20 protein-coding genes and 2 pseudogenes are annotated in these 21,397 nt (G+C 66.3%); 15 read left to right on the top strand and 7 right to left on the bottom strand.

Annotation, left to right across the window (positions count from 1 at the left end; translation table 11 throughout):
• Positions 1 to 200 precede the first annotated feature (200 nt).
• Positions 201 to 1,265, top strand: coding sequence for a M35 family metalloendopeptidase (locus AC3WR5_RS05835; protein ID WP_492482669.1), 1,065 nt, complete (start codon positions 201 to 203; stop codon positions 1,263 to 1,265).
• A 70-nt stretch (positions 1,266 to 1,335) separates the two neighbouring features.
• On the opposite strand, the gene AC3WR5_RS05830 is transcribed toward AC3WR5_RS05835, so the two are convergent.
• Positions 1,336 to 1,887 carry an ester cyclase gene (locus tag AC3WR5_RS05830; protein ID WP_492482667.1) on the bottom strand — a complete coding sequence of 184 codons (552 nt, stop codon included), beginning with the start codon at positions 1,885 to 1,887 and terminating at the stop codon, positions 1,336 to 1,338.
• Between the two features lie 133 nt (positions 1,888 to 2,020).
• Between AC3WR5_RS05830 and AC3WR5_RS05825 the strand changes: the two genes are divergently transcribed.
• On the top strand, positions 2,021 to 2,977 hold the full coding sequence (locus AC3WR5_RS05825) for a LysR family transcriptional regulator (protein WP_492482665.1): 957 nt from the start codon (positions 2,021 to 2,023) through the stop codon (positions 2,975 to 2,977).
• Between the two features lie 9 nt (positions 2,978 to 2,986).
• On the opposite strand, the gene nhaR is transcribed toward AC3WR5_RS05825, so the two are convergent.
• The gene (nhaR, locus tag AC3WR5_RS05820; RefSeq protein WP_492482663.1) at positions 2,987 to 3,892 is read right to left on the bottom strand and encodes a transcriptional activator NhaR; all 906 of its coding nucleotides are present in this window, start codon (positions 3,890 to 3,892) and stop codon (positions 2,987 to 2,989) included.
• A 131-nt stretch (positions 3,893 to 4,023) separates the two neighbouring features.
• On the opposite strand from nhaR, the gene AC3WR5_RS05815 reads away from it, so the two are divergent.
• Positions 4,024 to 4,725 carry a Bax inhibitor-1/YccA family protein gene (locus tag AC3WR5_RS05815; RefSeq protein ID WP_141287889.1) on the top strand — a complete coding sequence of 234 codons (702 nt, stop codon included), beginning with the start codon at positions 4,024 to 4,026 and terminating at the stop codon, positions 4,723 to 4,725.
• Positions 4,726 to 4,848: 123 nt separating this feature from the next.
• Positions 4,849 to 6,051 carry a Fic family protein gene (locus AC3WR5_RS05810; protein WP_492482661.1) on the top strand — a complete coding sequence of 401 codons (1,203 nt, stop codon included), beginning with the start codon at positions 4,849 to 4,851 and terminating at the stop codon, positions 6,049 to 6,051.
• Between the two features lie 36 nt (positions 6,052 to 6,087).
• On the opposite strand, the gene AC3WR5_RS05805 is transcribed toward AC3WR5_RS05810, so the two are convergent.
• Positions 6,088 to 6,996: an SMP-30/gluconolactonase/LRE family protein gene (locus tag AC3WR5_RS05805; RefSeq protein ID WP_492482659.1), complete on the bottom strand. Its 909-nt coding sequence runs from the start codon at positions 6,994 to 6,996 to the stop codon at positions 6,088 to 6,090.
• Between the two features lie 24 nt (positions 6,997 to 7,020).
• Positions 7,021 to 8,745: an IlvD/Edd family dehydratase gene (locus AC3WR5_RS05800; protein WP_492482657.1), complete on the bottom strand. Its 1,725-nt coding sequence runs from the start codon at positions 8,743 to 8,745 to the stop codon at positions 7,021 to 7,023.
• Between the two features lie 213 nt (positions 8,746 to 8,958).
• Between AC3WR5_RS05800 and AC3WR5_RS05795 the strand changes: the two are divergent.
• Positions 8,959 to 9,066 (top strand): annotated as a pseudogene (locus tag AC3WR5_RS05795) (3-oxoacyl-ACP reductase); the annotation flags it as partial.
• Positions 9,067 to 9,119: 53 nt separating this feature from the next.
• On the opposite strand, the gene AC3WR5_RS05790 reads toward AC3WR5_RS05795, so the two are convergent.
• The 3 genes from AC3WR5_RS05790 to AC3WR5_RS05780 all read right to left on the bottom strand — a co-directional run bounded on the left by AC3WR5_RS05790 (position 9,120) and on the right by AC3WR5_RS05780 (position 11,257).
• Positions 9,120 to 9,707, bottom strand: a complete 588-nt coding sequence (locus tag AC3WR5_RS05790) for a VapC50 family PIN domain-containing toxin (RefSeq protein WP_141287893.1) — start codon at positions 9,705 to 9,707, stop codon at positions 9,120 to 9,122.
• The gene (locus tag AC3WR5_RS05785) at positions 9,707 to 10,171 is read right to left on the bottom strand and encodes a helix-turn-helix domain-containing protein (protein WP_492482655.1); all 465 of its coding nucleotides are present in this window, start codon (positions 10,169 to 10,171) and stop codon (positions 9,707 to 9,709) included. The genes AC3WR5_RS05790 and AC3WR5_RS05785 overlap by 1 nt, the downstream gene beginning before the upstream one ends.
• 108 nt (positions 10,172 to 10,279) lie before the next feature.
• Entirely contained in the window at positions 10,280 to 11,257 is a 978-nt protein-coding gene (locus AC3WR5_RS05780; RefSeq protein ID WP_492482653.1) for a LysR family transcriptional regulator, read from the bottom strand.
• A gap of 64 nt (positions 11,258 to 11,321) precedes the next feature.
• Here AC3WR5_RS05780 and AC3WR5_RS05775 point away from each other — a divergent pair, with 64 nt between their 5' ends.
• The 10 genes and pseudogenes from AC3WR5_RS05775 to AC3WR5_RS05730 form a co-directional block, all read left to right on the top strand.
• On the top strand, positions 11,322 to 11,456 hold the full coding sequence (locus tag AC3WR5_RS05775) for a hypothetical protein (RefSeq protein ID WP_259372444.1): 135 nt from the start codon (positions 11,322 to 11,324) through the stop codon (positions 11,454 to 11,456).
• A gap of 13 nt (positions 11,457 to 11,469) precedes the next feature.
• Positions 11,470 to 12,345, top strand: a complete 876-nt coding sequence (locus AC3WR5_RS05770) for an aldehyde dehydrogenase family protein (protein WP_492482651.1) — start codon at positions 11,470 to 11,472, stop codon at positions 12,343 to 12,345.
• A 119-nt stretch (positions 12,346 to 12,464) separates the two neighbouring features.
• Complete coding sequence (locus tag AC3WR5_RS05765) at positions 12,465 to 13,427, top strand: ABC transporter substrate-binding protein (RefSeq protein ID WP_492483548.1); 963 nt, start codon at positions 12,465 to 12,467, stop codon at positions 13,425 to 13,427.
• Positions 13,428 to 13,540: 113 nt separating this feature from the next.
• Positions 13,541 to 14,614: a multiple monosaccharide ABC transporter substrate-binding protein gene (chvE, locus tag AC3WR5_RS05760; protein ID WP_141288845.1), complete on the top strand. Its 1,074-nt coding sequence runs from the start codon at positions 13,541 to 13,543 to the stop codon at positions 14,612 to 14,614.
• 58 nt (positions 14,615 to 14,672) lie between these two features.
• The gene (gene mmsA, locus AC3WR5_RS05755) at positions 14,673 to 16,205 is read left to right on the top strand and encodes a multiple monosaccharide ABC transporter ATP-binding protein (RefSeq protein ID WP_492482648.1); all 1,533 of its coding nucleotides are present in this window, start codon (positions 14,673 to 14,675) and stop codon (positions 16,203 to 16,205) included.
• Positions 16,189 to 17,403, top strand: a complete 1,215-nt coding sequence (gene mmsB, locus AC3WR5_RS05750; RefSeq protein WP_492482646.1) for a multiple monosaccharide ABC transporter permease — start codon at positions 16,189 to 16,191, stop codon at positions 17,401 to 17,403. Before mmsA ends, mmsB begins: the two co-directional genes overlap by 17 nt.
• Before the next feature lie 5 nt (positions 17,404 to 17,408).
• Positions 17,409 to 18,938 carry a sugar ABC transporter ATP-binding protein gene (locus tag AC3WR5_RS05745; RefSeq protein WP_492482644.1) on the top strand — a complete coding sequence of 510 codons (1,530 nt, stop codon included), beginning with the start codon at positions 17,409 to 17,411 and terminating at the stop codon, positions 18,936 to 18,938.
• Positions 18,935 to 19,975: an ABC transporter permease gene (locus AC3WR5_RS05740; protein WP_492482642.1), complete on the top strand. Its 1,041-nt coding sequence runs from the start codon at positions 18,935 to 18,937 to the stop codon at positions 19,973 to 19,975. The genes AC3WR5_RS05745 and AC3WR5_RS05740 overlap by 4 nt, the downstream gene beginning before the upstream one ends.
• Before the next feature lie 14 nt (positions 19,976 to 19,989).
• Complete coding sequence (gene yjfF / locus AC3WR5_RS05735) at positions 19,990 to 21,039, top strand: galactofuranose ABC transporter, permease protein YjfF (RefSeq protein ID WP_141290722.1); 1,050 nt, start codon at positions 19,990 to 19,992, stop codon at positions 21,037 to 21,039.
• A 146-nt stretch (positions 21,040 to 21,185) separates the two neighbouring features.
• Positions 21,186 to 21,397, top strand: a pseudogene (locus AC3WR5_RS05730) (hypothetical protein); the annotation flags it as partial.

The following is a 21,397-nucleotide window of genomic DNA, read 5'->3' as shown; positions in this document are numbered from 1 at the left end:
CTATTGCTAGACAGCTGGCGCAAATCGGCGGCTCTCAGGGGCCGTGGCGCACCGGCCTCAAAGGGTTGCACCCGATGTCCCTGGCTGGTGGCGCTCCTAAATTTGCGCCGCTGCCGTTCAAGAGACGGCGGCGTCCCCATCGTCGACACACACACTCGGAGAACCCAGTGCAAAAAGTTTCCAAAAGGATCGTCAAAGGGATGTTCAAGACCAGCACCATCGTGGCAGCGATGCTGGTGGCCACTGGCGCTTCGGCCGCCGCACGCGAAGTGCTGGATGTGCAGCTCTCGCTGGACAGCGCGGTCGTGCAGGGCGACAGCCAGGTCGCGGTGCACGTCACCGTCACCAACACCACCGGCCATGATGTGAAGGTGCTGAAGTCGCAGCTGCCTTCGAAGCACCTGCAAGGTCCGCTGTTCCGCGTGCTGCAGGACGACGGCACGCCGGCCGCCTACGTCGGCCCGCTGGTCAAGCGCGCCGCGCCCACCGCGAAAGACTTCGTCGCGCTGCAGGCCGGTGCCTCGCTGAGCTACACCGTGGACCTGAGCCGCGACTACGAGCTGGGCAACGGCCACTACCGCATCGAATACGTCGGCGGCGGCCTGCGCCAGGGCGCCGTCGATTTCGCATCGACCGCACCGGCCGAGCTGTGGACCCAGGGCCGCAGCGCCGTGCAGGCCGAGTTCATCGACCCCGAAGAAGCCGTGCAGGCGCAGACCGACGAACTGCTCGGCCGCGCCCACCTGGCCAGCATCAGCTACACGGGGGCCTGCACCTCGACCGAAAAGAGCACGCTGGTCAGCGCCGTCAGTGCCGCCACCACCTACGCGACCAACACCACGACCTACCTGAGCGGCACGCCTTCGGCCACGCAGCGCTACGTCAAGTGGTTCGGCACCTACTCGTCGTCCGGCTGGAACACCGCGAAGAGCCATTTCACCAACGAGACAAGCGCCTTCACGACCCAGCCGCTGACGCTGGACTGCTCCTGCAACGACAGCGGCACCTATGCCTATGTCTATGCCAACCAGCCGTACAAGATCTACCTCTGCGGCGCGTTCTGGAGCGCCCCGATGACCGGCACCGACTCCAAGGGCGGCACGCTGGTGCACGAGATGTCGCACTTCACCGTGGTCGCCGGCACCGACGACTGGGCCTACGGCCAGACCAAGGCCGCGCGGCTTGCCAAGACCAACCCGACCAAGGCGCTGGACAACGCCGACAGCCACGAGTATTTCGCAGAGAACAATCCGTCGCTGCCGTGATTTTCAATTGAGATGCCTCTTTCCTCCGGTCGCGTGATGCGGTCCGGAGGAAGGGCCCGCGCTAAGCGGGTCAGCGCGGCACGACGCCCAGTTGCTGCAGCAAGCCGAGGTTGTCCTCGAGGTGCCAGTTCTCGGCGATCTGGCCCGACTCGATGCGGTAGATGTCGGTGGCGATGAAGTCGATCGCGCGGCCATCGCCTTGCCGCGCATTCGCACCGCTGCCCAAGCGGCCGCTGAAGTGGCCGGTGAAGCGCAGCCGGCCCACCACGCGGTCGCCCACCAGCAGCATTTCCTCGACCTGGGCGCGCAGGTCCGGCACCGCGGCGCGGAACTGCTGCGAAGCGAACAGCGGCCCTTCCGGGCCTTGCGGCCGGCCGGCTGGCAGGTTCCGGTCGATGAAGGCAGGCGACAGTGCGGCCTGGGCATAGGGCGCCTCGCCGGTGTTCCAGAACGCGTAGTAGCGGCGTGCGGCCAGCGCCATCGCGTCGCGCTGGGCGGCTGGCAGCGAGCGGTCCACCACCAGCGAGGCTGGCTCTGGCAAGGCTTCGACGGCGTGCGCGGCGTGACAGGCGCTCAGTGCGGTCAGCGACGTGGCAAGCAGGGTGCGGGCAAGGTTTTTCATGGCGGGAAGAAGCCCGTGGCGGGGCAGGACGTTTGACATGCCCGCATCGTCGTCTTTTCGGCCCTGGATCAAAATGGCTCAAGCTGTTGCGGCAGCTGTTCCAATTCGAGAAAGATGAAAGGTGACATCGCGCATGGCCGATCTGTCTGACATGCGGCTTTTTGTGCAGAGCGTGCTGGCCGGCAGCCTGTCCGCCGCTGGCCGGGAGCTTGGTTTTTCACCGGCGGTGGGCAGCAAGCGGCTGGCGCGGCTGGAGGCTGGGCTCGGCGTGCGGCTGCTGCAGCGCAGCTCGCGCCGGTTGGCGTTGACCGAGGAGGGTCAGCGCTACTTCGAGCGTTGCCGCACCATCCTGGCGGACGTGGCCGATGCGGAGGCCGAACTGGCCCAGGGCAGGCGCGAAGCCACCGGCCTGCTGCGCGTCTCGTCGCCGGTGGCGCTGGGCCGGCGCTGGATCGGCCCGGCGATCCAGCGCTTTGCCGCCTTGCATCCGCAGCTGCGGGTGCAGCTGTCGCTGTCCGACGGCGTGGTCGACCTGCTGGATGGCGGCTTCGACTGCGCGGTGCGCATTGGCGGCGACCCGGCCTCGCGCCTGGTGGCCCGCCACCTGGCCGACAACCGCCGCGTGGTCTGCGCCGCGCCCGCCTACCTGCATCGGCGCGGGGTGCCGCAGTCTCCGGCCGAGCTGGCTCAGCACGACTGCATCGTGCTGAGCCGTGGCAGCGCGAGCTCGTCGGCCGACTGGCGCTTTGTGCCTGCAGGCCCGGCCGGCGCGGCACCGGTCAGCGTGCGGGTGAGCGGCCGGCTGCAGACCGATAACGGCGAGCAGGCGCACGACTGGGCGCTGGCCGGCCTGGGCCTGGTGCGCCGCTCGGTGTGGGACGTCGCGGCCGAGCTGGCCGATGGCCGGCTGGTGGCGGTGCTGCCGGCCTGGACCGGCGAACACGCCCCCATTCACGTGCTGTTCGCTTCGCGCGAGTTCCTGCCGCTGCGCACCCGGCTGTTCATCGACGCGCTGGTGGCCGAGTTCGCCGAGGCTGCGGCCGGCCTGGCTGGCCAGGCGCCGGCCAGGCGAAAGCCGCGGTCAAGGTGAGGCGCGGGTTCAGGTCGCCGCGCCAAACAGCTGCTGCCGCCCCGCCTGCGTGATGGCCGAGACGGCAGGGTGCGTGATGCGCCGCTCGACCGAGATGGCGTAGAACTCTTCCACCAGCTCGTCGCTGCGGCCCAGCACCTTCACACCGTACTGTTCGCAGGTTTCCTGCTCCAGCACCGTGGGCGAGGTGAACACGCCGCGACCCTCGCGGCCGAAGGCCTTCATCAGCGCCGCGTCGTCGAACTCGCCGATGGTGCGCGGGTGCAGCTGGCGCTCGGCAAACCATTGCGTGAGCCGCTGGCGCATCGCCGAGCCGGCCCCGGGCAGCAGCATCGGTGCGCCGTCCAGCTGTTGCGGGAAGCGCCCCTTGAGCGTCTTCTTCAGCTCGGCGGTGCAGAAGAAGCTGGTCGCGGTCGTGCCCAGCGGGTGGTTGAAGGCCTTCACGCTGAGCTGCTTGTTCATCGCCTCGTCGGCCATCACCAGGTCCAGCCGCTGCACCGCCAGCTGGGCCAGCAGGTCCTGGAACTTGCCTTCGTGGCAGATCAGCCGCACCTGCTGCGGCACGGCGTCCAGCGCCGGGGCCAGCAGCCGGTAGGCAATGGACTTGGGAACAGAGTCGGCAATGCCCACGCGGCAGTCTAGCGCCTGCCCGCCCGCGCGCGCCTGGCCGATGGCGGTTTCCATCTCGGCGCTGAGGCTGAAGATCTGCTCTGCGTAGCCCAGCATCACGCGGCCTTCTTCCGTCAGTTCCAGCTTGCGCCCGTGCTTGCGGAAAAGCGGGTAGCCCAGCCGCGCCTCCAGCAGCTTGATCTGGCCCGAGAGCGTTTGCGGCGTGATGTGCAGCTGCTCGCCGGCCCGCATCACGCCACCGGCCTTGGCTGTGGCCCAGAAGTAGTGAAGGTGCTTGAAGTTCATCGGTGCGCCAGGATGAGCTGTGGGATTTCTCGAAGCATTGGATCAAGAAATACGAATTTACGCGAAGTGTCTTCGCGCGTAAGGTGCGGGCAACGCTCAAACGATGCGTTGTTGCTCCAGAAAGGACTCTCATGAGCCAACATCTCCAAACCCTCTCGCCGGCCTTTGGTGCCGGCGCTTCCGGCTCGGTGGCCCAGCGCAACCGGGTGTTGCGCAACACTTACTGGCTGCTGGCGCTGTCCATGGTGCCGACGGTGGCTGGCGCCTGGCTGGGCGTGGCCACCGGCCTCGCCAGCGCGATGAGCCCCATCGTCAGCATGGTCGTGTTCCTGGCCGGCGCGTTCGGCTTCATGTTCGCGATCGAGAAGACCAAGAACTCGGCTGCCGGCGTGCCGGTGCTGCTGGGCTTCACCTTCTTCATGGGCCTGATGCTGTCGCGCATGATCGGCGCGGTGCTGGGCCTGGCCAACGGCGCCGGCCTGATCATGACCGCCTTCACCGGCACCGGCCTGATCTTCCTGGGCATGGCGACCATGTCCACCGTGATCAAGCGCGACCTGTCCAGCATGGGCAAGTGGCTGTTCATCGGCATGATCATGCTGCTGGTCGCCGGCATCGCGAACGTCTTCATCCAGTCCAGCGCGCTGATGATCACGCTGTCGGTGGTCGCCATCGGCATCTTCTCGGCCTTCATCCTGCATGACTTGAAGCGTGTGCAGGACGGCTACGAGACCAACTACATCAGCGCCACGCTGGGCGTGTACCTGAGCCTCTACAACGTCTTCCAGTCGCTGCTGGCCCTGCTGGGCATCTTTGGCGGCCGGGACGAGTGACTGGCCTAACTGGTGCGGCCAGAAAGCCGTGGCCACGTGCGCAATGAAGTGCGCAATGAAGTGTGTGCGAAGCGGTAATTAGCGTTTCGCATCAACATGATGGGTGAGTCACAATGTTCGCAAATGAGCTTGTACGACTCACCCCAGCAGTTTGAGCCCTTGTTGCCTTCGGAGCGCCAGCAAGAGCCTTTGCTGGCGCGCGCGCATGACTTGGCGCGCGCCGCAGTTTCGCTGAGCAGCCAGCCGATCACGCCGGCATTGCGCCAGTTGCTGCGCGGCATGAATTCGTACTACACGAATCGCATCGAGGGGCAGCACACGAGACCGCGCGAGATCGAGCAGGCCCTGCGTCGCGATTTTTCCTCCGACCGGGATCTCGCCGCCCGGCAGCGCTTGGCGGTGGCGCACATTGAGGCCGAGGCTGCAATCGAGCAGAGATTTGCCGGCGATGCTGGTGCGGAGCAGCTCTACAGCGCAGCGGCCGTGGCCGACCTGCACCGCGAATTGTTCGCCCGTTTGCCCGCCGACGATTTGCGCACGGCCGAGGGTGTGACCCTGGTGCCCGGGCAGTGGCGGGGCAGGGACGTGCAGGTGGGCGCGCATGTTGCGCCAGTGCACAGCAGCCTGCCTGCATTCCTGCAACGCTGGGCATCGTTCTATGGTGGGGTGCGTCGGGGCGAGGCGTCCTTGCTGGCACTGGCGGCTGCCCACCAGCGCTTGGGATGGATTCATCCTTTCGTGGATGGCAATGGCCGCGTGATGCGGTTGCACACCCACGCCATGCTGCATGCGTTGGGCTATACCGGCGGCTTGTGGTCTCCGCTGCGCGGCTTTGCCCGCAGCACCGAGCGCTACTACGCCTTGCTTGCGGATACCGATTCGGCGCGCCGAGGCGATCTGGACGGGCGTGGCAACCTGAGCGAACAGGCCTTGGTGGCCTGGATCGAATATGTGCTCGAGGTCTGCCAGGATCAGGTGAACTTCATGGCCCGCCTGCTGGACTTGTCGAGCATGGAGCGCCGGTTGGCAGCCTGCCTGACCCACGAGGAACAAATCCTGAAGTCGGGCGTGCGGCGCGAAGTGCTGCGGCCCTTGCACTACCTCTTTCTCACAGGCGGCGAACTTGAGCGCGGCGAGTTCAAGACCATGACCGGCCTGGGCGACCGCACCGCGGTGTCGGCCTTGTCGGCGCTGCTCAGGCGCGGACTGCTGTCCTCTGACAGCCCGCAGGGCAAGGTGCGCTTCGCGATGCCCTTGCACGCCTTGCGCTTCTATTTCCCTGCCCTCTGGCCGGAGGCGGAAGCGGACGCCGACGAGTTCGCCTGATGGCTTGACCCAGGCGGCTGCTGCGCCCCAGGGCGTTCAGCCGGCAAAGCGGTTGGGCTGCAGCCCGGTCACATTCGTCTCGACCGTGAACAGCGCGCCAGCCAGCGGTTGTGCCGCCAGCTGGGCTTCGCTGAGACCGAAACGGGCGCTGGTGATGTGCAGCGTCGTCAAGTCCGGGCCGCCGAAAGCGACATTGGTGATGTGGTCGGTGGGCAAAGGCACGCGCAGCAGTTCGCCGGCTGTCACCGGGTCGTGGCAGGTCACGCAGGCGGCGCCCCAGTGGCAGATCCACAGGCGGCCTGCCGCGTCGCTGGTCATGCCGTCGGGGTGGCCGTCGTGTTCGGCGAATTTCAGCCAGACGCGGCCGGCGCCGACTTCGCCGGTGACCGGGTCGAACGCGTAGGCCATGACCTTGCGGTGCACCGTGTCGTTGAAGAACATGGTGCGCTGGTCGCGCGACCAGGTCGGGCCGTTGGTCACCGGGAAGTTGGCCCGCAGCGCCAGCGTGGCCTGGCCGGCGGCGTCGAAGCGGTACAGCGAGCCGGTGGGCGCTTCGCAGGCGAAGTCCATCGTGCCGCCCCAGAAGCGGCCTTGCGCGTCGCACTTGCCGTCGTTGAAGCGGTTGCCGGGCAGTTCGGGTTCGGGCGCGTCCAGCATCTGCAGCGCGCGGCCCTTGGGGTTGAACAGCGCCAGGCCGCGGCGCAGCGTGATGACCAGGCCGGGCTGCGTGGCCCGCTCGGCCACCGCGCTGATGGTGTCGTCCATGTCCCAGCTCTGCTTGCCGCCAGTGGCCGGCTCCCAGCGGTGCAGCTGCTGGCCCAGGATGTCGACCCAGTACAGCGCCTGCTCGGAGGGCGACCAGCAGGTGCCTTCCCCGAGCGTGGCACCAGCGGCCCAGACGCAGCGGGGTTCGGACAGGAGGCGAGGGGCTTCGGTGGTGCTCATGGCATGCGTCCGAGGAGAAAAAGCCTAGTGTGAATCACGCGGGATCGGCGCGCCACTGCCGCCAACCAGGAAGTCCAGGTCGGCGCCAAGGTGGGCCTGCTGCACGTGTTCCACGTAAAGCTTGTACCAGCCGCGTTCGGGCGACGGCGGCTTCTGCCACTCGGCCAAGCGGGCGGCCAGCTCCTCGTCGCTGATGTCCAGGTGCAGGCGGCGGGCCGGCACGTCGAGGTCGATCATGTCGCCATCGCGCACGACGGCCAGCGGGCCGCCGGCCGCGGCTTCGGGCGAGGTGTGCAGCACCACGGTGCCGTAGGCGGTGCCGCTCATGCGCGCGTCCGAGATCCGGACCATGTCGGTGATGCCCTTCTTCAGCACCTTGGGCGGCAGCGGCATGTTGCCGACCTCGGCCATGCCGGGGTAGCCGCGCGGGCCGCAGTTCTTCAGCACCATCACGCAGTGTTCGTCGATGTCCAGCGCGTCATCGTCGATGCGCGCGTGGAAGTCCTCGATGTTCTCGAAGACCACCGCGCGGCCGCGGTGCTGGAGCAGGTGCGGCGAGGAGGCCGAGGGCTTGATGACGGCGCCATTGGGCGCCAGGTTGCCCTTGAGCACCGCAATGCCGGCGGCCGGTTTGAAGGGCTCGACCATGGTCTTGATGACCTCGGGGTTCCAGCACTGGGCCTCGGCGATGTTCTCGCCAATGGTCTTGCCGTTGGCGGTGGGCTGGTCCAGGTGCAGCAGCGAGCTGATTTCCTTCATCACCACCGGCAGGCCGCCGGCGTAGCATAAGTCTTCCATCAGGTAGTGGCCGGAAGGCTGCAGGTTGACCAGGCAGGGGATCTCCGCGCCCAGGCGGTCCCAGTCTTCCAGCTTCAGCTCCACGCCCATGCGGCCGGCAATGGCCAGCAGGTGGATCACTGCGTTGGTGGAGCCGCCAATGGCCGCATTGGTGCGGATCGCGTTCTCGAAGGCCTCCCGGGTCAGGATCTGCGACATGCGGATGTCCTGCTTGACCATCTCGACGATGCGCCTGCCGGTCAGCTGCGCCAGCCGGTTGCGCCGCGTGTCGGCCGCGGGAATGGCAGCGTTCTCGGGCAGAGACATGCCCAGCGCCTCGACCATCGAGGCCATCGTCGACGCCGTGCCCATGGTCATGCAGCTGCCCTTGGAGCGGTGCATGCAGCTCTCGGACGCGGTGAATTCTTCCTGCGACAGCTCGCCCGCGCGCACCATCTCGCTCATGCGCCAGACGCCGGTGCCCGAGCCCAGGTCCTGGCCGCGGAACTTGCCGTTCAGCATCGGGCCGCCCGAGAGGCCAATGGTCGGCAGGTCGCAGCTGGCCGCGCCCATCATCAGCGACGGTGTCGTCTTGTCGCAGCCCATCAGCAGCACCACGCCGTCGATCGGGTTGCCGCGGATCGACTCTTCCACGTCCATGCTGGCCAGGTTGCGGAACAGCATCGCGGTCGGCCGCAGCTGGGTCTCGCCCAGCGACATGACCGGGAACTCCAGCGGGAAGCCGCCGGCCTCGTACACGCCGCGCTTGACGAACTCCGCGAGCTCGCGGAAGTGGCCGTTGCAGGGCGTGAGTTCGCTCCAGGTGTTGCAGATGCCGATGATGGGCCGGCCGTCGAACAGGTCGTCCGGGTAGCCCTGGTTCTTCATCCAGCTGCGATGCACATAACCGTCCCGGTCCTGCCGTCCGAACCAACCCTGGCTGCGGCGAACGGGCTTCTTTTTGCTGTCCATTGATCTTGTCTCCTGAGCTTGACGCGGCGCATCCTATCCCCGCACACTGATATAGGAAAAATAAAGAATGAAGCCTCTTTCATATCCGTTTTGACATAGCTTTGGACGCTCAGTGCATGAGCCCCGCCGCCTGGCCCTTCCGAACAAGCCACCGCCACCCGCTACGCCAGCCTGCCGTGTGACGCGTGGATGTCGGCCGAGGACGAGGCCATGCTGGCCAAGAATCAGTGCATGCCCGACGGGCTGCAGCCGGAAGATGTCGCGACGATGGTGCTGTTCCGGGCGTCGGACGACGGCAAGATGTGCACCGCGCAGGAGTAGGAGTTCGTCGCGGACGGCGGATTGACAACGCAGGCCCCGCGCTGGGTGCGCTGTCAGATCAGCGCCGCGCTCTCGCGAAGCCGCTCGGCAGTTTTGCCCAGACCGGCGCGGGCGAAGGCGGTGGCAAATTCCTCGGGCGTCAGGGGTGGATTGGCGAGCCGTGTGCGCTGGATTTTGAAAGCCGCCAGCGCTTGCGCTGCATGGGTCGCCAGCAGTTGAACGAGGAAGTCGTCGGGATGGACTGCGCGAATCCCGTGCACGTTCAAAAGCTGCTGCGGGAAATCTTTCAGATTTGCCGTGACGATGCAACTGGCAGCGGCAGCAATGGCTGCAGCGAGCACGTGGCGGTCGCCGGGATCGGGCAGACGGAGCCCGTCAAGGTGCGGAGTCCATTGCGCTGCGGGCACTTCCCAATCGGGTACTGCTCTGCGGGCGGCGTCGCGGCGCCGATCATAGAAGCCCGCGGGTTTTCCATTGTCGCGTGCCAGATTGCGGGTCCACTCCGCATCGATCTGAGCAGTCCACTTCGGCACGAGCAAGCCTGCAGTGGCCAGGGTCAGCAGCGCATCCGAGATCACGATGGGGTACATGACGCAAGCGTCGAGTATCACCGGTGCCAGCCGCGTGGGCGCGATCACCATCAGTACTCAAGTCCCAGTTCGCGCGAACTTGCTGCCAGGTCGTCGAGTGCCTTGTCGCGGTCCGTCCGCATCTTGGCGGCGTACTTCATCAGTTCGGAGAACTCAATGCGGCGGTGCGTGCCAACCTTCCGGCAAGGCAGGCGGCCGGCCTCGATTTCCTTCACGATGAAGGGCCGGGAGACATTCAGATAGTTGGCAGCGTCTTGAGTGGACAGCTCTTGAGGTGCCTGAATCACGGCCACTTCCAGCCCCTGGCTCATCGCGCGCAGCACGTCCTCGATCACTGCCAGTGCCTCGGGTGGCAGCTGAATGCTCGGAGACAGGCCAGCTTCGGACGCCATCACGATGTACACCGGTTGGTCGCGGTGCTCTGCGGCCGCGAGGGCACGGTAGGCCAAACCCGCAGCCTCTGCAGCTGTGCCGGGCGAAGAGCGAACCTTGTCTGTGGAATCTGCGGTGTTCATGTTGATGGCTCCGGTGGCTTGCAACAGCCGGAGTTTATCCAAACGAATTTAACGAAACCAACGAATCCAACGAAACGCGCAAGGACATGGCGGAAGCCGGTATTTCGCTTACTCAAGCCCGGTCAGGTCGAACCGCGTGCCGTAGATCGCCAGCGCGGTGCTCTTCAGCGCGCGCAGCATCACCTTGGCTGCTGGTGACAGCAGCCGGTCGGTGCGGGTGATGAGGCCAAACGCGTCCATCTTGCAGGGCAGCTGGATGGGCAGTACCGCGCACAGGCCGTGTTCGGCGTAGTAGCGCGCCACGTCGGTCGCCACCACGGCCAGCAGGTCGCTCTGCTGCATCATCTTGGTCATGAACAGCAGCGCGCTGGTCTCCACCAGGTTGACCGGCGCGTCCAGCCCTTCTTCCTGGAACATCAGCTCGAAGCGGTGGCGCAGCACGCTGCCGGCGGCCGGCACGATCCAGCCTGCGCCCACCAGGTCGCGCAGTGTCAGCCGCTGCACGTTGAGCAGCGGATGGCCGGGCCGGCCCACGGCCGAGACCGGTTCCTCGACCAGCGCCTCGTAGCGCAGGTCCGACTTGTCGTGCCGTTCGAACAAGCGGCCGATCACCATCTCCAGCTTGCCTTGCTGCAAGCGCTCCATCAGCACGTCGCTGGTCTCGATCTGCAAGGAGATGCGCAGGCTGGGGTGCTCTTCCTTGACCAGCGCCACGGCCGGCGGCAGCAGGCTCATGCCGGGCGAGGTGATGGCGCCCACGCTGACCTGGCCATAGCGGCCTGCCTTCAGCGCCTCGATCTCGTCGTGTGCCTGCGACAGATTGGCCAGCGCCATGCGCGCGTGGCGAATCATGGTTTCCCCGTACCAGGTCGGCCGCATGCCGCGCGGCAACCTGTCGAACAGCTGTACTTCCAGCATGTCCTCCAGTTCCTTGAGCAGCTTGGACGCGGCCGGCTGCGTCATGTTCAGCACCTGCGCTGCACGGTTGATGTTGCCTTCTTCCTCCATCGCCACCAGCAGCAGCAGCTGGCGCGTCTTCAGGCGCGCGCGGATGAACCAGTGGGTGTAGTTGGTCGACGAGGACATATGCCAGATCGTATATGGATGCTGCTTGTAAATCTATTAGAAAGATATCGCTCAGCTTCGTACCATGCGCGCCAAACAAGACCACTGCGACCAGGGCGATTTGCCCGGCCGCCAGATGCAGGAGACCTCGTCGATGTGCCGATTCCCGGACCTCGTTGCCACGCCCGGCAGCGCCCGCCGCTTCTTCCAAGCGAGCTGAGCGCGCCGCTGCCATGCAAGCAACGCTGAAGCTGTTCATCAATGGCCGCTGGGAGACCGGCGTGACCTTGGGCATCAGCGAAAACCCGATCTCGCAAGGCGACGTGGTTGCCGAGTTCGCACGCGCCGACGCGATCCAGACCGAGACCGCCGCCCGTGCCGCCGACCAGGCGCGCCGCAGCTGGGCTGGCAGCGAACCTCAGCGCCGTGCCGACGTGCTCTCCACCATCGCCGCAGAGCTGCTGGCGCGGCAGGACGAGCTGGCTCGCTTGATCGCACGCGAAGCGGGCCGCCCGGTGGAAGAAGCGCAAGCCGAAGCGGCCCGGGCCGGCCAGCTGTTCCGCTTCTTTGCAGACGAAGTCCTGCGCCAGGCAGGCGGCGAACGCGCAACCGGCAAGCCCTCGGCGCGCGCCGCGGCACCGCGCACGCCGGTGGGTGCCGTCGCGCTGATCGCAGCATCGCAGTTCCCGCTGGCCATTCCGGCCGAGCAGATCGCCCCGGCGCTGGCTTTTGGCAACACCGTGGTCTTCAAACCGGCCGAACGGGCCTCGGCTTGCGGCTGGGCGCTGGCCGAAATCGTCAGTCGCGCGGGTTTACCCGCAGGGGTATTCAATCTGGTGATGGGCAGCGGCCGTCTGGTGGGGCAAACCCTGGTCGACAGCCCCCTCATTGCTGCGGTTTGCTTCGCAGGTTCCGCGGCGATTGGGGAGGGCGTGCGCCAACGCATCGCCACGCGGCGGGCCAAGGTCCAGCTCCTGCCTTTGCCGGTGCGCCAGGCCACCGGTTTGCAGGCGTCGATTGCCGGTGGGCGGGCGCTTGGTCGCCGGGCCGCCGAGTTCTTCACCCTTCCCGCCGCCACCCGGCTGGCGGCCACCGTGTCCCGGGCATGAGCACCGCCCGGCCGCCCGCAGGGGCTGAAAACCCAAGCCCGCCAGGGTGAAGGTGCTCATTGATCCCGATCCCGGATTTCCGTCAAAGCAACCACAAGGAGACAGACATGATGAACCGCATGAACCGCCGCAGCGTGCTCACTGCAATGGGCGCTGCCACGCTCTCGGCAGGCCTGCCGCTGGGCGCGCTCGCCGCCGACAAGAAGCTGGTCCTGGGCTTCTCGCAGATCGGTGCCGAAAGCGAATGGCGCACCGCCAACACCGAGTCGATCAAGGCCGCCGCAGCTGCCGCTGGCATCGAGCTGAAGTTCTCGGACGCGCAGCAGAAGCAGGAAAACCAGATCAAGGCGCTGCGCTCCTTCATCGCCCAGAAGGTCGACGTGATCGCCTTCTCGCCGGTGGTGGAGTCGGGCTGGGAAACCGTGCTGCGCGAAGCCAAGGCCGCGAAGATCCCGGTCATCCTGACCGACCGCGCCGTCAACGTGAAGGACGATTCGCTGTACGTCACCTTCATGGGTTCGGACTTCCTGGAAGAAGGCCGCAAGGCCGGCCGCTGGCTGGTCGAGAAGACCAAGGGCTCGACCGGTGATGTGAACATCGTCGAGCTGCAAGGCACCGTGGGCTCGGCCCCGGCCATCGACCGCAAGAAGGGCTTCGAGGAAATCATCAAGGCCGACCCGAAGTTCAAGGTGATTCGCTCGCAGACCGGCGACTTCACGCGCGCCAAGGGCAAGGAAGTCATGGAAGCCTTCCTGAAGGCCGAGGGCAAGAAGATCAATGTGCTGTACGCGCACAACGACGACATGGCCATCGGTGCGATCCAGGCGATCGAGGAGGCCGGCCTGAAGCCAGCAAAGGACATCACCATCATCTCGATCGACGGCGTCAAGGGCGCCTTCGAAGCGATGATTGCCGGCAAGCTGAACGTCAGCGTCGAGTGCAGCCCGCTGCTGGGCCCGCAGCTGATGCAGGCCGCCCAGGACCTGAAGGCCGGCAAGACCTTGCCCAAGCGCATCGTCACCCAGGAATCCATCTTCCCGATGGAAGTCGCGGCCAAGGAATTCCCCAGCCGCAAGTATTGAGCTTTGATCGGATGATCGCGGGCCTGGCCCGCGGCCATCCGGACCCTCTCGGGGGACCTGGCGCAATTGCGTCAGGTCAGGGGGCGCTCTGAAATGAAACTGGAGACACGAACATGAAGTTGATGAACAAACGCACGCTGCTGCTGGCCACCAGCCTGATGGCGACCCTGGGCTGGCTGCAGCCCGCTGCCGCGCAGGACAAGGGCCCCATCGGCATCTCGATGCCGACCAAGTCCTCGGCCCGCTGGATCGCCGACGGCGACAACATGGTCAAGTACTTCAAGGACAAGGGCTACAAGACCGACCTGCAGTACGCCGACGACGACATCCCGAACCAGCTCGCGCAGATCGAGAACATGGTCACCAAGGGCGCCAAGGTGCTGGTGATCGCCGCCATTGACGGCACCACCTTGTCCAACGCGCTGCAGAAGGCGGCCGACAAGGGCGTCAAGGTCATCGCCTACGACCGCCTGATCAAGGGCTCGAAGAACGTCGACTACTACGCCACCTTCGACAACTTCCAGGTCGGCGTGCTGCAGGCCGGTGCCATCGTCGACAAGCTGGGCCTGAAGGCCGGCAAGGGCCCGTTCAACATCGAGCTGTTCGGCGGCTCGCCGGACGACAACAACGCCTTCTTCTTCTACGACGGCGCGATGTCGGTCCTGAAGCCCTACATCGACAGCGGCAAGCTGGTCGTGCGCAGCAAGCAGATGGGCATGGACAAGGTCGGCACGCTGCGCTGGGACGGCGCAGTGGCCCAGGCCCGCATGGACAACCTGCTGTCGGCCTACTACGGCAAGGACAAGGTCAACGCCGTGCTGTCGCCGTATGACGGCCTGTCGATCGGCATCCTGTCGTCGCTGAAGGGCGTGGGCTATTGCACCGCTTCGCAGCCGTGCCCCATCGTGTCCGGCCAGGACGCCGAGATCCCCTCGGTCAAGTCCATGCTGCGCGGCGAACAAAGCGCCACCGTGTTCAAGGACACGCGTGAACTGGCCAAGGTGGTTGTGGGCATGACCGACGCGCTGCTGTCGGGCAAGCAGCCCCCGATCAACGACACCAAGACCTACAACAACGGCGTCAAGGTCGTGCCTTCGTTCCTGCTCAAGCCGATCTCGGTCGACATGAGCAACTGGAAGCAGGCCCTGGTCGACAGCGGCTACTACAAGGAAAGCCAGCTGCACTGACGGGCTGACACCTCACCTGCGCACACGCCAAATTCGTATGAGTACTTCGTTGTTAGAAATGCGCGGCATCCGGAAGACGTTTTTCGGTGTTGTTGCGCTGGACCATGTGAACCTGAGCGTGCGCGCCGGTGAGATCCATGCCGTCGTCGGAGAAAACGGCGCCGGCAAGTCGACCCTGATGAAGGTGCTCAGCGGGGTCTACCCGCATGGCTCGTACGAAGGCGACATCGTCTTCGACGGCGAGGCCCGGGAGTTCTCGGGCATTGCCGACAGCGAGCGGCTGGGCATCATCATCATCCACCAGGAGCTGGCCCTGGTGCCGCTGCTGTCGATTGCCGAGAACATCTTCCTCGGCAACGAGCCCGCCAGGCGCGGCGTGATCGACTGGGGCCTGGTGCACCAGAAGGCGCGCGCCTTGCTGACCAAGGTCGGCCTGAACGAGTCGACCGCCACGCGGGTCACCGACATCGGCATCGGCAAGCAGCAGCTGGTCGAGATTGCCAAGGCGCTGGCCAAGGAGGTGCGGCTGTTGATCCTCGACGAGCCGACCGCCAGCCTGAACGAGACCGACAGCGATGCGCTGCTCGAATTGCTGCTTGCGCTCAAGCGCCAGGGCATCGCCTGCATCCTGATCTCGCACAAGTTGAACGAGATTGCCAAGGTGGCCGACTCGATCACCGTGCTGCGCGACGGTTCCACCGTCTCGACGCTGGACTGCCGCGACAACCCGCCGTCGCAGGACCTGGTGATCCGCCACATGGTCGGCCGTGAAATGGCCGACCGTTATCCGCGCCGCACGCCAAAGATCGGCAACACCGTGTTCGAGCTGCGCGACTGGCGTGTCTACCACCCGCAGCACTCCGACCGGCTGGTCGTCAAGGGCGTGGACCTGAACGTGCGCCGTGGCGAGATTGTCGGCATTGCCGGGCTGATGGGGGCCGGCCGCACTGAACTGGCGATGAGCGTCTTCGGCCGCTCCTGGGGCCGGCGCATCAGCGGCAGCGTGAAGATGGACGGCCAGGAAGTCGACGTCAGCACGGTGCAGAAGGCGGTCGGCCACGGCATTGCCTACGTCACCGAGGACCGCAAGTCGCTCGGCCTGGTGATGGGCGACAGCATCGCCCGCAACACCTCGCTGGCCAACCTGCCTGGCGTGGCCAAGGCGGGGGTGATCGACGAAGCCAAGGAATTCAATGTCGCCAGCGAATACCGCCGCAAGCTGGCCACGCGCTGCTCGGGCGTGCAGCAGCAGGTGCTGAACCTCTCGGGTGGCAACCAGCAGAAGGTCGTGCTGGCCAAGTGGCTGTTTGCCAATCCCACGCTGTTGATCCTGGACGAACCCACGCGCGGCATCGATGTCGGCGCCAAGTTCGAGATCTACAGCCTGATCGCCCAACTCGCCGAAGAAGGCCGAGCCATCCTGATGATCTCTTCCGAAATGCCCGAATTGCTGGGCATGTGCGACCGCGTCTACGTGATGAACGAGGGCGAGTTCGTCGCCGAGTTCCCCGCGGCAGAAGCCTCGCAGGAAAAGATCATGCATGCCATCGTCAATGCCACGCGCCTCGAACGCCATGACTGCAGTGTCTGATACCAATACCCCCCAGCGCCCCGCCGCCTTGCCAGTGGCTTCCTCCGCAGCGCGTTTCCTGAAGCAGCATCTGCGCGAGTACGGCATGCTCATGTCACTCATCGTGATCATGGGCTTCTTCCAGTACGTGACAGACGGCACGCTGCTGCAGCCGCTGAACCTCACGAACCTGGTGCTGCAGAACAGCTACATCGTCATCATGGCGCTGGGCATGTTGCTGGTCATCGTCTCGGGCCACATCGACCTGTCGGTCGGTTCGGTCTGCGGCTTCATCGGCGCGCTGGCCGCGGTGCTGATGGTCGACTACAACTGGAATTTCGTCGCGGCTTCGCTGGTCTGCCTGATCGTTGGCGCGGTGATCGGTGGTGCCCAGGGCTGGTTCGTCGCCTACTTCCGCATCCCGTCCTTCATCGTCACGCTGGCCGGCATGCTGGTCTTCAAGGGCCTGGCGCTGGCGCTGCTGAAGGGCCAGTCCGTCGGCCCGTTCCCGGACGAGTTCCAGAAGCTCAGCTCCGGCTTCATCCCGGACGTGTTCGGCGGCGCCGAAATGCGGGTCACCTCGCTGCTGCTGGGCGTGATCGTCTCGGTGGTGATGGTGGTGGCGGGTTGGCGCGAGCGCTGGCACCACCACCGCCACGGCATGGAGACCGAGCCGTTGGTGCTGTTCGTGCTGCGCAACCTGATCTTCGCCGGCCTGCTGATCGCGCTGGCTTGGCTGATGGCCTCGTACAAGGGCTTGCCGAACGTGCTGATCATCATGTTCGTGCTGATGGTGCTCTATGAGTTCGTCACCAGCCGCACCACGCTGGGCCGGCGCATCTACGCGCTGGGCGGCAACGAGAAGGCCGCGCGCCTGTCGGGCATCAAGACCGAACGCCTGGCCTTCCTGACCTTCGTCAACATGGGCGCGCTGGCGGCGCTGGCCGGCCTGGTTTTCGCCGCGCGGCTGAACACCGCCACGCCCAAGGCCGGCCTCGGCTTCGAGCTGGACGTGATCGCCGCCTGCTTCATCGGCGGCGCTTCGGCCTCGGGCGGCGTGGGCCGCGTGATGGGCGCGGTGATCGGCGCCTTCGTGATGGGCGTGATGAACAACGGCATGTCCATCCTCGGCATCGGCATCGACTACCAGCAGGTCATCAAGGGCCTGGTGCTGCTGGCTGCCGTGTGTGTCGACGTCTACAACAAGAACAAGGGCTGAGCCGCATGACCGCCGCGTCGTCCGCCAATCCCGTCGTGCTGCAGCTCACCGGCATCGGCAAGCGCTTTGGCCCGGTGCAGGCGCTGCGCAATGTCAACCTGACCCTGCGGGCCGGCGAGGTGCATGCGCTGATGGGCCAGAACGGCGCGGGCAAGTCCACGCTGATCAAGGTGCTCACGGGCGTCTACCCGGTGGACGCGGGCGAGATGCTGCTGGGCGACACGCCGGTCGCCGCGGCCACGCCGCGGGACGCGCAGACGCTGGGCATCAACACCGTCTACCAGGAGGTCAACCTCTGCCCGAACCTGTCGGTGGCCGAGAACATCTTCGCCGGCCACTACCCCCGCCATGGCGCCAAGGGGGCCTGGCGCATCGACTGGCGGCGCATGCAGGACGACGCGCGCGCCTTGCTGGCCCGGCTGAACCTGGACATCGACGTTAGCCGCGTGCTGGGCAGCTTCCCGGTCGCGGTTCAGCAGATGGTGGCGATTGCGCGCTCGCTACATGGCGAGTCCAAGGTGCTGATCCTCGATGAGCCCACTTCCAGCCTGGACCGCGATGAAGTCGCGCGCCTGTTCGGCGTGCTGCGCCAGCTGCGCGCCCAAGGCCTGGCCATCCTGTTCGTCAGCCACTTCCTGGACGAAGTCTACGAGCTGGCCGACCGCATCACCGTGCTGCGCAATGGCGAGTACGTGGGCGAATACCTGCCGGCCAACCTGGACGCGCCAGCGCTGATCAGCGCGATGATCGGCCGCGCCTTCACCGCCAGCACCGGCGCCGTGCGGGCCGGTGCTGCGCCCAACACGGTGGAGCCCTTGCTCAGCGCACGCGGCCTGGGCCGCAAGGGCGCGGTGCAGCCGCTGGACCTGGACCTGCGGCCTGGCGAAGTGCTGGGCCTGGCCGGCCTGCTGGGCTCTGGCCGCACCGAACTCGCGCGACTGTTGTTTGGCCTGGACAAGGCCGACAGCGGCACGCTGAAGCTGCGCGGCGAAACGCTGGCGCTCAGCTCGCCCACGCAGGCCGTGCGCCACGGCCTGGCGATGTGCCCGGAAGACCGCAAGGCCGAAGGCATCGTGGCCGACCTGTCGATCCGCGAAAACATCGCGTTGGCGCTGCAGGCCCGGCTGGGCATCTGGCGCTGCCTGGGCATGCGCCGGCAGCAGGTGCTGGCCGACAAGTTCATCCAGCAGCTGGGCATCAAGGCGGCAGACGCGGAGATGCCGATCGGCCAGCTCTCTGGCGGCAACCAGCAGAAGGCGCTGCTCGCGCGCTGGCTGGCCACCGAGCCGGCGCTGCTGATCCTCGACGAACCCACGCGCGGCATTGATGTGGCCGCCAAGCAGGACATCATGGACAAGATCCGCATGCTGGCCGCCGAGGGCCTGGCCGTGCTGTTCATCTCGGCCGAGCTGGACGAGATCTCGCGCCTGTCGGATCGCATTGCCGTGATGCGCGACCGGCGCAAGGCCGGCGAGCTGCCCGGCGGCAGCAGCGAAGTCGCCATCGCCGACATGATCGCCGGGGTGCCGGCATGAAGCGGCTCACTTCTCATCGCCTGTTCTGGCCGCTGGTCACGCTGGTGCTGCTGCTGGCCATCAATGCCAGCTTCAACCCCGGCTTCTGGCAGCTGCGCTGGCGCGACGGCCACCTCTACGGCAGCATCATCGACATCCTGAACCGCGCCGCCCCGCTGGCCATTGTCTCGCTGGGCATGACGCTTGTCATTGCCACCCGCGGCATCGACATTTCGGTCGGTGCCGTGGTCGCGATCAGTGCCGCGGTGGCGGCCTGGATGATTGGCGGCCAGCTGGTGATGCAGGACGGCGCGCCGGTCTACCTGAGCCGCTTCCCGATGGGGCTGGCCCTGGCCTGCGCCATGGGTGTGGCGCTGCTGTGCGGGCTGTGGAACGGCGTGCTGGTGGCAGGTGCGGGCATCCAGCCCATCATCGCCACGCTGATCCTGATGGTCGCCGGCCGCGGTGTGGCGCAGCTGGTCACCGGCGGGCAGATCATCACCGTCTACTACCCGCCGTTTTTCTTCCTCGGCGGTGGCTTCCTGTTCGGCCTGCCGTTTGCGCTGTTCGTGGTCGCGGCCATCTGGCTGGTGCTGCAGCTGGCGCTCACGCGCACTGCGCTCGGGCTGTTCATCCAGGCCATTGGCGTGAACCCGGCGGCCGCGCGGCTGGCGGGGGTGCGCCAGCGCCTGATCACCGTCTGCGTCTACGGCTTTTGCGGCCTGGCCGCGGGTGTGGCCGGGTTGCTGCTGAGCAGCAATGTGAAGAGCGCCGACGGCAACAACGCCGGCCAGCTGATGGAGCTGGACGCGATCCTCGCCGTCACGCTGGGCGGCACGCTGCTGACCGGTGGACGCTTCACGCTGGCCGGCAGCGTCATCGGCGCGCTGATCATCCAGACGCTGACCTCCACCATCTACTCCATCGGCGTGCCGCCCGAGGTCAACCTGGTCGTCAAGGCTGCGGTGGTCTTTGTCGTGATGCTGCTGCAGTCGCCCGACTTCCGCACCTGGCTGCGCAGCATTGCGGTGCGGCCGGCGGCGAGGAGTGCGGCATGAGTGCCTTGCCCCAAATGACGACGCCTTCCATCGAACGAGCTGAGCCGTCCAAGCTGCAAGTCGTGCCGCCGGCACCGGCCCCGCAGCGCCGCGGCCCGCGCCTGCGCGCAGAGCAGCTGCCGCTGGCGCTGACCATCCTGCTGTTTGGCGTGATGGCCGCCTACGGCTCGGTCGCCTACACCGGCTTCTTCTCGGCCCAGGTCTTCCTGAACCTGCTGATCGACAACGCCTTCCTGCTGATCGTCGCGGTCGGCATGACCTTCGTGATCCTGGCCGGCGGCATCGACCTGTCGGTCGGCTCGGTGATTGCGCTCACCACCATGGTCGAGGCCACGCTGGTCGAGCGCCATGGCTGGAGCGCGACGGCGGTCATCCCGCTGGTGCTGGCCATGGGCCTGGTCTTCGGCACGGTGCAGGGCTTCCTGATCCAGCGCTTCCGGCTGCAGCCCTTCATCGTCACGCTGGCCGGCATGTTCCTGGCGCGCGGCCTGTGCTACCTGATCAGCATCGACTCGATCAGCATGGCCGACGAGACCTTTGGCGAAATCTCGCAGGCGCGCTTCTCGCTGTGGGAAGGCGCTTCACTGTCGGTCGGCGCCATCATTGCGCTGGTGGTCGTCGCGGTCGGCCTGTTCGTCGCGCACGGCACGGCGTTTGGCCGCACTGTCTATGCGATTGGCGGCAGCGAACACTCGGCCTTGTTGATGGGGCTGCCGGTGGCACGCACGACGGTGCAGGTCTATGCGCTCAGCGGCTTCTGCTCGGCACTGGCCGGCGTGGTCTTCAGCTTCTACATGCTCTCGGGCTATGGCCTGCATGCGACCGGGCTGGAGCTGGACACGATTGCCGCGGTGGTGATCGGTGGCACGCTGTTGTCTGGAGGCGTCGGTCACGTTGCAGGCACCTTGTTTGGCGTGCTGACGCTGGGCATCATCCAGACCCTGATCAGCTTCGACGGCACCCTCAGTTCCTGGTGGACGCGCATCGTCATCGGTGCCTTGCTGTTTGTCTTCTGCCTGCTGCAGCGCCTGTTTGAAGGCCGCCGTGGCCATGCTGTTTCCTGACTGAATCCATGGCCACAGCGCCTGTGCGCCGTGTGCCTTGTTCGCGCAACCGTACGCCCGAGTTTTTTCCCTCGCGCAGGCTGTCCATTGCCTGCGACTTCCTGTCCGGTCCTTTCGATCGGTCGATAACATCCTGGAGACTCACCATGAATCGTTTTGAAACTGCCCGCCGCGGCGCGGTGCCGCGTGCACTGCTGTCGGCCACGGCCTTTGCCGCGACCACGCTGCTGGCACTGCCATCGGCGCAGGCGCTGGACTGGGGCGGCTACTTCCGTGCAGGTCCCGGCCTGACCTCGAAGAACACCTCGCGCGCCTGCTACGCGCTGAACGGCGGCAGCGCCGGCATGAAGTACCGACT

Source organism: Ideonella sp. FW305-24 (genome assembly GCF_058788035.1).
This window is presented reverse-complemented; position numbering and strand designations above follow the sequence as displayed.

What these genes read in the sequence shown, in the direction of transcription:
- AC3WR5_RS05835 (WP_492482669.1), top strand. Translation starts at nt 201, where the DNA reads ATGTTCAAGACCAGCACCATCGTGGCAGCGATGCTGGTGGCCACTGGC.
- AC3WR5_RS05830 (WP_492482667.1), bottom strand. Translation starts at nt 1,887, where the DNA reads ATGAAAAACCTTGCCCGCACCCTGCTTGCCACGTCGCTGACCGCACTG.
- AC3WR5_RS05825 (WP_492482665.1), top strand. Translation starts at nt 2,021, where the DNA reads ATGGCCGATCTGTCTGACATGCGGCTTTTTGTGCAGAGCGTGCTGGCC.
- nhaR (WP_492482663.1), bottom strand. Translation starts at nt 3,892, where the DNA reads ATGAACTTCAAGCACCTTCACTACTTCTGGGCCACAGCCAAGGCCGGT.
- AC3WR5_RS05815 (WP_141287889.1), top strand. Translation starts at nt 4,024, where the DNA reads ATGAGCCAACATCTCCAAACCCTCTCGCCGGCCTTTGGTGCCGGCGCT.
- AC3WR5_RS05810 (WP_492482661.1), top strand. Translation starts at nt 4,849, where the DNA reads ATGAGCTTGTACGACTCACCCCAGCAGTTTGAGCCCTTGTTGCCTTCG.
- AC3WR5_RS05805 (WP_492482659.1), bottom strand. Translation starts at nt 6,996, where the DNA reads ATGAGCACCACCGAAGCCCCTCGCCTCCTGTCCGAACCCCGCTGCGTC.
- AC3WR5_RS05800 (WP_492482657.1), bottom strand. Translation starts at nt 8,745, where the DNA reads ATGGACAGCAAAAAGAAGCCCGTTCGCCGCAGCCAGGGTTGGTTCGGA.
- AC3WR5_RS05790 (WP_141287893.1), bottom strand. Translation starts at nt 9,707, where the DNA reads ATGGTGATCGCGCCCACGCGGCTGGCACCGGTGATACTCGACGCTTGC.
- AC3WR5_RS05785 (WP_492482655.1), bottom strand. Translation starts at nt 10,171, where the DNA reads ATGAACACCGCAGATTCCACAGACAAGGTTCGCTCTTCGCCCGGCACA.
- AC3WR5_RS05780 (WP_492482653.1), bottom strand. Translation starts at nt 11,257, where the DNA reads ATGTCCTCGTCGACCAACTACACCCACTGGTTCATCCGCGCGCGCCTG.
- AC3WR5_RS05775 (WP_259372444.1), top strand. Translation starts at nt 11,322, where the DNA reads ATGCGCGCCAAACAAGACCACTGCGACCAGGGCGATTTGCCCGGCCGC.
- AC3WR5_RS05770 (WP_492482651.1), top strand. Translation starts at nt 11,470, where the DNA reads ATGCAAGCAACGCTGAAGCTGTTCATCAATGGCCGCTGGGAGACCGGC.
- AC3WR5_RS05765 (WP_492483548.1), top strand. Translation starts at nt 12,465, where the DNA reads ATGAACCGCCGCAGCGTGCTCACTGCAATGGGCGCTGCCACGCTCTCG.
- chvE (WP_141288845.1), top strand. Translation starts at nt 13,541, where the DNA reads ATGAAGTTGATGAACAAACGCACGCTGCTGCTGGCCACCAGCCTGATG.
- mmsA (WP_492482648.1), top strand. Translation starts at nt 14,673, where the DNA reads ATGCGCGGCATCCGGAAGACGTTTTTCGGTGTTGTTGCGCTGGACCAT.
- mmsB (WP_492482646.1), top strand. Translation starts at nt 16,189, where the DNA reads ATGACTGCAGTGTCTGATACCAATACCCCCCAGCGCCCCGCCGCCTTG.
- AC3WR5_RS05745 (WP_492482644.1), top strand. Translation starts at nt 17,409, where the DNA reads ATGACCGCCGCGTCGTCCGCCAATCCCGTCGTGCTGCAGCTCACCGGC.
- AC3WR5_RS05740 (WP_492482642.1), top strand. Translation starts at nt 18,935, where the DNA reads ATGAAGCGGCTCACTTCTCATCGCCTGTTCTGGCCGCTGGTCACGCTG.
- yjfF (WP_141290722.1), top strand. Translation starts at nt 19,990, where the DNA reads ATGACGACGCCTTCCATCGAACGAGCTGAGCCGTCCAAGCTGCAAGTC.